This window comes from Staphylococcus pettenkoferi (assembly GCF_002902685.1).
Taxonomy (GTDB): Bacteria; Bacillota; Bacilli; order Staphylococcales; family Staphylococcaceae; genus Staphylococcus; species Staphylococcus pettenkoferi.
Window position 1 is genome coordinate 22,762 of record NZ_PPRN01000052.1, and the last position, 10,531, is coordinate 33,292.

At 38.1% G+C, this 10,531-nt stretch carries 10 protein-coding genes and 2 pseudogenes; 3 read left to right on the plus strand and 9 right to left on the minus strand.

From position 1 onward, the window contains the following. Positions 1-45: 45 nt before the first annotated feature. Positions 46-738 (minus strand): flavin reductase family protein, encoded by a 693-nt coding sequence (locus CD126_RS09470; RefSeq protein WP_049410271.1) that lies wholly within the window; start codon positions 736-738, stop codon positions 46-48. 263 nt (positions 739-1,001) lie between these two features. Here CD126_RS09470 and CD126_RS09475 point away from each other — a divergent pair, with 263 nt between their 5' ends. Next, positions 1,002-2,186 carry an MFS transporter gene (locus CD126_RS09475; protein ID WP_049405599.1) on the plus strand — a complete coding sequence of 395 codons (1,185 nt, stop codon included), beginning with the start codon at positions 1,002-1,004 and terminating at the stop codon, positions 2,184-2,186. Between the two features lie 70 nt (positions 2,187-2,256). Here CD126_RS09475 and CD126_RS09480 read toward each other — a convergent pair whose 3' ends face one another. Beyond that, positions 2,257-3,087, minus strand: coding sequence for an NAD(P)-dependent oxidoreductase (locus CD126_RS09480; protein WP_049405597.1), 831 nt, complete (start codon positions 3,085-3,087; stop codon positions 2,257-2,259). A 113-nt stretch (positions 3,088-3,200) separates the two neighbouring features. Here CD126_RS09480 and CD126_RS09485 point away from each other — a divergent pair, with 113 nt between their 5' ends. Together CD126_RS09485 and CD126_RS09490 are read left to right on the plus strand one after the other, a co-directional pair. Next, positions 3,201-4,103, plus strand: a complete 903-nt coding sequence (locus CD126_RS09485; protein WP_049405595.1) for a LysR family transcriptional regulator — start codon at positions 3,201-3,203, stop codon at positions 4,101-4,103. Positions 4,104-4,181: 78 nt separating this feature from the next. Continuing rightward, positions 4,182-4,595: a carboxymuconolactone decarboxylase family protein gene (locus tag CD126_RS09490; RefSeq protein WP_049405592.1), complete on the plus strand. Its 414-nt coding sequence runs from the start codon at positions 4,182-4,184 to the stop codon at positions 4,593-4,595. Positions 4,596-4,831: 236 nt separating this feature from the next. Here the strand turns inward: CD126_RS09490 and CD126_RS09495 are convergent, their stop codons facing one another. The 7 genes and pseudogenes from CD126_RS09495 to pxpB all read right to left on the minus strand — a co-directional run bounded on the left by CD126_RS09495 (position 4,832) and on the right by pxpB (position 10,388). Next, complete coding sequence (locus tag CD126_RS09495; RefSeq protein WP_103370387.1) at positions 4,832-6,061, minus strand: NRAMP family divalent metal transporter; 1,230 nt, start codon at positions 6,059-6,061, stop codon at positions 4,832-4,834. A gap of 3 nt (positions 6,062-6,064) precedes the next feature. Beyond that, positions 6,065-6,823: a 5-oxoprolinase subunit PxpA gene (pxpA, locus tag CD126_RS09500; protein WP_049405588.1), complete on the minus strand. Its 759-nt coding sequence runs from the start codon at positions 6,821-6,823 to the stop codon at positions 6,065-6,067. A gap of 2 nt (positions 6,824-6,825) precedes the next feature. Then, entirely contained in the window at positions 6,826-8,181 is a 1,356-nt protein-coding gene (locus CD126_RS09505; RefSeq protein WP_103370388.1) for an acetyl-CoA carboxylase biotin carboxylase subunit, read from the minus strand. A gap of 23 nt (positions 8,182-8,204) precedes the next feature. Then, positions 8,205-8,429 (minus strand): annotated as a pseudogene (locus CD126_RS12495) (acetyl-CoA carboxylase biotin carboxyl carrier protein); the annotation flags it as partial. A 113-nt stretch (positions 8,430-8,542) separates the two neighbouring features. Further along, positions 8,543-8,657: pseudogene (locus tag CD126_RS12500) on the minus strand (acetyl-CoA carboxylase biotin carboxyl carrier protein subunit); the annotation flags it as partial. Continuing rightward, positions 8,657-9,664, minus strand: a complete 1,008-nt coding sequence (locus tag CD126_RS09515) for a 5-oxoprolinase subunit C family protein (RefSeq protein WP_103370389.1) — start codon at positions 9,662-9,664, stop codon at positions 8,657-8,659. The gene CD126_RS09515 and the pseudogene CD126_RS12500, both read right to left, overlap by 1 nt. Then, complete coding sequence (gene pxpB, locus CD126_RS09520) at positions 9,648-10,388, minus strand: 5-oxoprolinase subunit PxpB (protein ID WP_049405580.1); 741 nt, start codon at positions 10,386-10,388, stop codon at positions 9,648-9,650. The genes CD126_RS09515 and pxpB overlap by 17 nt, the downstream gene beginning before the upstream one ends. Positions 10,389-10,531: the final 143 nt, after the last annotated feature.

Genomic DNA, 10,531 nt, shown 5'->3' on the forward strand with positions numbered 1-10,531 from the left:
AATTTCTCTATTTATCTCACCGACTTTATATTGTTTAAAGTCGTATTATTCATCCTCATCGGATTTATTATCGAAGTTACGTCCTTCTAAGCCGGCTAACTCTTCTTTAGAAGCAGCAGGTGCTTTCATTTCGAATATTTGATCTACTACTGTGTAGTCATAATAACCTAAACGTGCAATCGGACGAATAGATGGGATATCGATCTTACCTTCATCAGTGATAAATCGGTCATCAATATGCACGTGCGCGACGCGGCCAATGACGATATCGACGGTTGAAACTGGATCGCCTGTTGGAATACGTATTGTTTGTACATATTCACACTCGAAATGAATAGGACTTTCTTTAACACGATAACCTGGTGCTTCAATACATTCTTCTTTCGTCACACCAGCGTAATCGAATTCGTCTACGTCATAATCGAGTGCTTTCGCTGAAAGATTGACTGCTTCTCTTAAATCATATGTTGCCATGTTCCAAACGAACCAACCTGTTTCTTCGATGTTCTTCACAGTATCTTTACGTTCATGGTCACCCAAGACAGATTGGTTAGCTGCGAACATAACCATAGGAGGATCCCATGTTAAATTCTGGTATTGACTGTAAGGAGCTAAATTATCTTTGCCATCTTTAGATGTCGTAGATAACCAGCCTATAGGTCTCGGTACCGTGCTACTTTTAAATGGATCATGTGGAAGTCCATGACTTCTTGTTCCTTGTTTTGGTGAATATTGCATTTTTCATACCTCTTTGTTGTTGTTCTATACCCTTGTTAACTAACTTCGATTCATAATAAATACTTATACATTTATTATTGCACGTAATCAATTTAATCTTTTTAAAAGAATAAAACGTGCAAACTTTAAGAAAATTTGTATTCGTATTAATGTTAAGAATAAATAGTTTGTTATCAATTTGTGAAAAATTAAATTTTACACTTTGAATACGTTTATCTTCGTGTGATAATATCACAGGCAAATAAAATAGAAAGGTGAATGTTATGGAACAAGAGCTTAAATATAATCGAATTACTACAGTGTTTTTTATTACTGGTATTATTGTGATGTGTAGCTTATATGCAGCTATTCCCATGCTACCCCATATTGCGAAAGATTTCGGCATTTCAAAAGCTACAGCAACTTTAAATGGCGTGGTCTTCTCACTGGCCTATTCAATTAGTTGTTTACTTTATGGTGTCATTTCAGATAAATTTGGTCGTATTAAAATTATCCTTATTGGACTAGTAGGACTCGTTGTAGTTTCACTCGGTATTGGGTTTGTAAATTCCTTTAGCCTATTACTCGTACTTAGAGTATTCCAAGGTATATTCGCAGCAACGTTCTCACCTGTTTCCTTAGCGTATACGACTGAGATGTATCCCCCTGTTAAACGTGTGACGGCGATTAGTTTCATTAGTACCAGCTTTATGCTATCTGGTATTATCGGTCAGAACTTAAGTGAAATCCTATCCAATGCTTACGGATGGCGTGTCACTTATATAGTACTCAGTGTACTTTATATCATCTTAACTTTCGTCGTTTCGAAACTTGTTCCGGAAAGTCCATATCGTAATCCAGATATTAAACTTTCACGTTTCATGAGTCACTTTAAAGATATATTCTTATATAAATCAGTCATTGGATGTTTCTTTATTTCATTAACTTTACTCACTAATTTTATTAGTATGTATACCATTCTTAATGACTATATTAAATCTCACTTTGTACATGGCGATTTAACGACGACTTTTGTTGTTAAGTTGTTAGGTATTATCGGCATGATCTTATCGTTATTTGCGGGACGTATTAGTGACAAGTTGAGTGTCATTTGGGTGATTAAAATTGCGCTTATAGCCCAAATTATTTCACTCATCGGTTTAGGTATTACTTCCAATATTGTTATCATTACTTTCTTTAGTATCGTATTTGTCGCAGGTGTTGCATTCTGTATTCCATCTGTCATCTCTAAAGTGGGTATGCTTGCTGCGACGAACCGCGGTTTCTTCCTATCAGTAAATACCTTTATCTTGTTCCTTGGTACCGCAATCGCACCAGTACTTTCAATCTATTTGGAAAAGCTCACACATTATTTCGTAGCCTTTAGCATTCTCAGTTTAATCGCTTTAGCTGCGTTAATCGTTAGCTTCTTTATTCCGAAAGGTATTAACCCTGATACAGCAAAATAATAGAACTTAAAAATAGCCTCAATCGTTCGGGTATAACACCGCTACGATTGAGGCTTTCTCTATAGAATAGTTATTTATTTTGATTATCTTCACTATCCATTGAATTGTGAAGGACGTTGAGGACGAGACCACTAACTGGCACAAATGTTTTATTTTTAGTAGATTCTGCGATCACAGAAGTTAAATCTTTATAAATCGCGTCTAATGTACCATTATTTTTATACTCTTTAATTTCACCCCAGTTATTCGCTGCCCAACTGTTACCTGTACTTACTTCCACTATATCGAGCACATCTTCTTCGTTAAGGCCATAGCTATTACCGAATTTCACAGCTTCAGAAATACCTACCATATTGATACCTAGCAATAGGTTGTTCGCTAACTTCGCTGCTTGTCCTGCGCCTATTTTATCTCCTAAATCAAAGATATGGGAACCCATCGCTTCAAAGTAAGGTTTAAGTTGTTGTTTAGTCTCTTGAGCGCCAGATGAGAAAATAGCTAAACTACCTTTCTCAGCACCAGATAAACTACCACTTACAGGCGCATCAAGTAGATTTAACTCATATTCTGAAACTTTCTTTTCAAGATCTTCCATAATCGTTGGATTGAGTGTACTCATAACCACTACAGTTACTTCGTGATTGTCAGAAGAAGTGATACCCTTGTCCCCGAAGATGACATCTTCTGTTTGTGCTTGATTACGTACCATTGTGATGACTGCATCATTTACTTGATCTGTGACTTCTTGAATAGAGTCGCAACCTTGAATACCTTCTTTTTCTAATTCCTTAATCTTATCTTTATCAAGGTCATATGCAAGGACTTGGAAGCCAGATTTTTGTAAATTCATCGCCATGCCAGCTCCCATATTTCCTAGACCTACAAAACCTATTTTTTTCATTGTAAACGCCTCCTAATAGTTACTATTTTAACTTTGCATTCTCTTATGCGTAAAATATATAATTAGAATTATACTTATGACAAAAAATCATAGTTCTATTGAGGAGGTAGCGTATGGATATTCGACAGCTTAAATATTTTATTGCCGTAGTAGAGAATAAAGGATTTTCAAGAGCAGCAGAGACGCTTTACTTATCTCAGTCAACACTGAGTAAAGTGGTCAAAAGCTTAGAAGATGAATTAGATACGGTATTATTAGATCGTTCGAGTAAGCAAATTGACTTAACCGAGTCTGGCAAGATCGTCTATCAACAAGGAATTCAAGTGTTACACTCTTTAGATAACATTACAAATCAACTCTTTGATATTGAGAATCTGAAACAAGGTCATATCAATATCGGCCTTCCACCTATTTCAGGTACGTTGTATTTTCCTGAAATTATTAAAACTTTTACCGACTTGTATCCAAAAATTGAACTTCAAATTTATGAGGCTGGCGCTTATAAAGTTAAAAACGCACTGCTCGATGGGACAGTGGATATCGTCGTTTCCATGGAGCTTGAAAGTGAAGCGAACCTTGATGTTATTCCACTCATCAATGATCCGCTCGTCGTGTATGTGAATCAAGATCACCCTTTAACTCGAGAATCTTCTGTTACATTGAATGATCTTAAAAATGAATCATTTATCGCTCTAACATCCGATTACGAATTACGTAAAAAATTGGTTTACGAATGCTACAAGTACCATTTCAAACCTTCAATACAACTAGAAAGTGCACAATGGGACTTTATACTATCAATGGTCAATGAAGGGTTCGGAATCGCCGTTATGCCTTATTCACTTAGTTCGTTACTGAACTTTCAAAAGTTAACTACTATACCTATTGAAGATACTGGAATGACGATGGATATTAACTTTGTTGTTAAAAGTCACAAACCATTGTCTACACCTTTAAAAACTTTCATCGAGTATACGAAAGAATATATTCAATCTATGAAATTTAGCAATACTTAGTATTATAATTATGAATTTTTAGAATATAAGACCTTGTATTACAATAGAGTTAGAGTTTCAATATAGGAGGTCTAAACGATGGAACAAAGTCGTAGCGAAATCGGTCAACAAATTATGGATGATTTAACTGCTAGCGATAACGAGAACATTCCAACTCACGCTAACATTGAAGAAGAGTTAGGAGATATTGCACCTGGTTTAGGAGATTTAGTCAAAGAATTCGCGTTTGGAGATATTTATTCACGTGAAGGGCTTGATTACAAACAACGCGCAATCAGTACCATTTCAGCACTTGTCACATTAGGAACTGAGCCTCAATTAGAGTTACACATCAACGTTGCTTTAACGGTAGGCTTAACACCACAAGAAATTTCAGAAACAATTATGCATTTACTTCCATACGTTGGTTTCCCACGTGTTCTAAATGCACTTCAATTAGTGAAAAAAGTTTACAAAGAACGTAATGTTGATTATTACACTCAACCTGAATAACGCAATTTGAATTTGTCACTCAGCACCTGAAAGCAAACTTTATCCCTTTTGTACAAACTATTCTTACCACTTTATAAAATGAAGATATGTATTATGCGGTTCCGTATCTAATACAGGTGCGGGACCGTTTTTATAAGTCACCAAGAAAGTTAAGTTAAAATTAAAAAAATCTTGAGCCCAAAAGTGAGCTCAAGATTCTTAGTGTTTAGCAATATCAAGATCTATTGTATATCACGTTAGCTTGTCCAAAGTGCACCAAGTTCTTTAAATGACATAATACCTGTGACTATCGTGATAATCACGGCAATGATACCGAGTATCATCATCCATTTTGGATGGCGATAATCACCAACGATAGACTTACGTTTACTTGCGACAAGAATTGTACCTAATGTAATTGGAAGTACTAAGCCGTTTAAAGCACCAGCAATGATTAATAATTTAACTGGTTTACCGATGAATAAGAAGATTAAAGTTGAAACAACGATAAATGTAATAACGATTAAGTTGTTACGTTCAAATAACTTCTTGTGCATCGTCTTTAAGAATGTTGCACTTGTATATGCTGAACCAATCACAGATGACATCGCTGCTGCGAATAATACGATACCAAAGATATTTCTACCGATTGGTCCTAAGACTTTTTCAAAAACAGAAGCTGGTGGGTTGTCTTGACTTAAAGTAAAGCCTGTTACGACTACTCCTAGTACTGCTAAGAAGAGTAAAGCACGAAGTACACCTGTAGTTAAGATACCTGAAATCGCTGCTCGGTTAACGAATGGTAAGTAATCTTTACCTTTAATTCCTGAATCCAGGATACGGTGTGCACCGGCAAAGGTAATATAACCCCCTACTGTACCCCCTACGAGCGTAATGATTGGTAATACGAATGCTACAGGATGTTCTGGCCACACCATATGTGCTGCCGCATCTGCATATGGTGGATTGGCTTTAAACATAACGACTGCAACTACGATAATCATCAGTGCACCGAGCACCATTGATACGACGTCCATCACTTTCTGACCATTCTTTGAAATAAAGATGGCGATAGATAGAACTGCTGTAATTGCAGCGCCCCATTTCACATCAAGTCCAAAGATGGCATTTAACCCTAGTCCAGCTCCGGCTATGTTACCAATATTGAAAGCAAGTCCCCCTATAGCGATCAATATTGAAATGAAAGTCCCTAAACCACCTACGACATCATTGGCAATTTCTTGGCCACGTTTACCTGTAACAACAAGAATACGCCATATGTTCACTTGTGCTGCAATGTCGATAAGTATGGATAGCAAAATGGCAAAGGCAAAGCTTGCTGCAAATTGACCAGTAAATACGGCAGTTTGCGTCAAGAATGCCGGGCCAATAGCTGATGTTGCCATCAAGAAGACTGAACCTAATAATAGCCTCTTTTGACCCTTTGTGAATCGAAAATCATTTGTTTGAAGTTTCTTCTTCCCCATGTGTTAACCCCCTAGTTGTGTAATGGAAACACCTTCTTTATTTAATGTCTCACGAATGTTACGTACAAACTCTAATGCATTTGCGCCATCGCCGTGTACACAGATTGTGTCCGCTTTCAAATCAATCACTTTGCCTGTCTTAGTTACGACTTGTTGGTCTTTAACCATCTTCAAGACTTGATTGATTGCTTCATCTTTATCTGTGAGTACAGCATCAGGCTCTTTACGACTTACAAGCTGTCCATCTTCTTCGTATCGACGGTCAGCAAAGACTTCTGAAGCAGCTGTTAAACCAACTTTTTCAGCTTCAGAAATCAATAGTGTGTTCGATAAGCCAACATAAATCAGTTCTGGATCGAAATCATATACTGCTTGTGCAATCGCATGTGCAATGTCTTTGTTACGCGCCCCCATTTGATAAAGTGCGCCATGTGGTTTTACATGATTGATACGCGTGTCGTGAATCTGACAAAAGCTATTGAGTGCACCGAGTTGATAAGTCACAATGTTGTAGATTTCGTCAGGAGAAATATCCATATTGCGACGACCGAAGCCTTGTAAATCAGGTAGACCTGGATGTGCCCCAATACCGATATTAGATTCTTTCGCTAACTTCACTGTTTCGTGCATAACGTTCCAGTCCCCAGCATGGAAACCGCATGCCACGTTAGCAGAAGTAATTAATGGAATGATATCAATGTCTCCACCAAAGCTATAATTACCAAATGCTTCTCCTAAGTCGCAGTTTAAATCTATCTTCATTCTTAAGCCCCCTTGATAATCTTATGACGTTCTAAGAATTTAATATCTACATCGCTTGCATCTCCGTCTGCATAGGCAGGATAAGAGAGTACAGCGTATAAGAAATCCGCAGTTGTTGAGAAACCATCAATGACCATTTCGTCTAACGTACATTTCAATTTATTGATTGCGAGTGCACGTGTTGGCGCTTTGACGATTACTTTAGCTACGAGTGAATCGTAGTATGGTGAAACCATGTAACCTTGATAAAGTAGTGAGTCCACACGTACGTTAAATCCTTGTGGTAAGTGTAAAGCTTGTACTTTACCGGGAGTCGGCTGGAAGTGTTTTTCAGGATCTTCCGCGTTGATACGTGCTTCAATCACGTGTCCGTCAAAGATAATATCATCTTGCGTATATGGTAGATGATTATGTTGCATCAAGTAGAGTTGCGCTGCTAACAAGTCTCTTCCAGCACGCATTTCCGTTACGGTATGTTCTACTTGAATACGTGCGTTCATTTCGATGAAGTAATAAGCATCATCTGTGACAAGGAATTCAATCGTACCCGCACTGCGATAGTGAGATGCTTTCGCAACCTTAACAGCATCGTCACAGATACGTTGACGCTTCTCATCAGTCAATGAAGAACATGGTGATTCTTCAATTAATTTTTGGTTTTTACGTTGGACTGAACAGTCACGTTCCCCAAGGTGGATGTAATTATCTTTACCATCACCGAGGATTTGTACCTCCACGTGTTTCGCTACGGGTATAAAGGCCTCTATATAAATACGATCATCATCGAAGTATTTTTTACCTTCACTTTTAGCTTCTTTAAAAGATTTATCTAACATCTCAGGCTCTTTGACGATACGGATACCTTTACCGCCACCACCACTCGCTGCTTTCAACACAAGTGGATAACCAATTTCTTTAGCAATTTCCTTTACTTCATCAACTGATTCGACTGCATCAGTTGAACCTGGAATGATAGGTACACCCGCTTGATCTACAGTTTGGCGTGCGGTAATCTTATCACCCATCATTTGCATCGTTTCTTTCGTTGGACCGATAAAGTAAATATCATTCTCTTCAACTTTATGGGCAAATGACGGACTTTCTGATAAGAAACCATATCCTGGATGAATCGCATTAGCTCCAGTCATTTCTGCGGCTGAGATAATACGATCTTGGTTTAAGTAACTATCGAGTGCATTGGCTTCACCGACACATACTGCTTGATCGGCTAAGCTAACATGCAGACTTGATTCATCTCCCTTAGCGTAGATAGCTACAGTTTCGATACCGAGTTCACGACATGCGCGAATGATACGAACTGCGATTTCTCCTCTGTTTGCAATTAAACAACGATACAATGCAATGCCCCCCTTTGCGTTGATTATTTCACTCTTATTATTGGTTGATCATATTCAACATTTGAACCATGTTCGACGAGAATATCAGTCACTTCACCGTCAACATCGCTTGTTACTTCGTTCATCACTTTCATCGCTTCAATATAGCCAATTACATCACCAGATTTTACTTGGTCGCCAACTTTGATGATTGGATCAGTGAGCTCCTTCTCTTCTTGTAAATAGAAAGTACCTACCATTTGTGCTTTAACTTCTTTACCCTCTGAATCAGCGCTAGCACTTTGGTCTTCATGTGATGATTGAGATTGAGTAGAATCAGCAGTACCTTGAGGCATACTTGCTGGCATGCTCGCTACTGGCGCATTCTCTTCAGTGAAGTCAAGTTCAATTTCATGTTCATAATCTTTATATTTAAATTTCTTTAATTCATTTTCCTTAACTAATTTGATTAATTGCTCGATATTTTCAAAATTCATTATGCTTCCCCTTTCAATAATGCATTTAGACGTTTTGAAGTAGAGCGTAACTGTTGTATTTGATAAACAGGTGTACGTTCTATTTCCTGTAAAGCTTCTTGTAGTGCCTCATCAAGCTGTTGTAAACTGTCGATGGCTTCTTCCACCGTTACCCATTCGAAACGAATTGTTTCGCCAGGTTGTTTCTGAGCTAGAATAGATAAATCCGCTTGTGTTACTGTGGCAATCTTAGTGTATCCCCCCACAGTTTGTTTGTCGTTCAACAGTATGATAGGGTTCCCATCATTTGGCACTTGCACACTACCTAAAGCTACAGGCTCTGAAATAATATCCGCAGATTCTTCTGGTGGAATTTCATTACCTCTTAGACGGTAGCCCATACGGTCTGATTGTTCAGAAATTTGATACTCACCTGAAGTTATCGCGTTCACTACTTCCGATGAGAATCGGTCGAATTGCGGACCTTTAACGATGTGAATGGTTGTTTCATCTGTATTCACGAGTTGTACATCTGTACTGAGTCCCACGCGATATTTTGCTTCATCATTTGGAATCGTTTGGATGCGATCTTGCGCTTTTAAAGTACGCCCTTCGAAACCGCCAATATGACTCCGTGTATGTGTAGATTGACTGTTAGCTACTACTGGAATATCTAATGGACAACCGAAGAAGATATATCCTCTAGCTCCTTGCTTGGCAGCACCAAGTTTAAGTTCGTCACCCTTCTCAGCTTTATAAACAGATTGCATCTCAATCGGCTCGCCATTCAGCTCGCTGCCGAACTCGCCACCTGTTACCACAAAGGTATTTGGTGTGGTAAAACGAATCGTCGGACCGATAACAGTGAATTCAATCGCTGGTCCATCGTTACCAATCAGTTTCTGTCCGAGCTGATAACTTATAAGGTCTAAAGCTCCAGCTGTTGAAAATCCTTGATCTTGAAATCCATAGCGTCCTTGATCTTGAACCGTCGTAAAGAGACCTGGATTATTAATTAGAATACTCATTGTCTTTAGACACCCACTTTCTCATATCGAAAGAATCAGATTCTTGTTCGTCAATGATTTGATCATATTGTTCTTCAGATATAGCATAGAACTTAATGTAATCACCTGGCTGATAGAGACACATCGGTTCGCGAGTTAAATCAAAGACTTTGATTGGTGTACGACCAATAATTTGCCAGCCACCTGGGGATTCACTTGGGTAAAGTCCTGTTTGTTGATTAGCTATTCCTACTGAACCTTCTGGTAAACGTGTTCTCGGTTCAGAACGGCGTGGTGTATGAAGACGCTCATCTAAACCACCAAGGAATGGGAAGCCTGGCATAAACCCAAGCATATAGATGAGATAAGGTTGACTACTATGAATATCGATGACTTCTTCTGTATCGAGATTATTAGTAGATGCTACCTCATCGATATCTGGTCCGGCTTCTCCTCCGTAAAGTACTGGAATGTAGACCGTCTTCGTCTCGATGTCTTGACCAGCAAAGTCACTAGTGTCTAACTCATCTAGTTTAAGCTCTTCTACTAATGATTGAGGTGTCATCTTCTCAATATCTATATTGATTAGAATAGCACGGTAAGAAGGTACGATTTCTGTAATACCTTCTACGTTCAGATTATGTATGTATTGAACAACTTGTTGCATTTGCTTAAATATATCTTCACTAATTCGTTCTTCTAAGTAAATCATAAGTGCTTGTTCGTTGATGATCTGATAATTCATGATGGATTAACCTCCTTCAATGCACATTAAGTAAACGCTTACTTAAGCAATACACTTTATTATACCATTTCAATAGCGATGTTGTTTAATAAAGAAATTTTATCAACATTTATAATGTATATTTAATCAAGAGGATTTAAGGC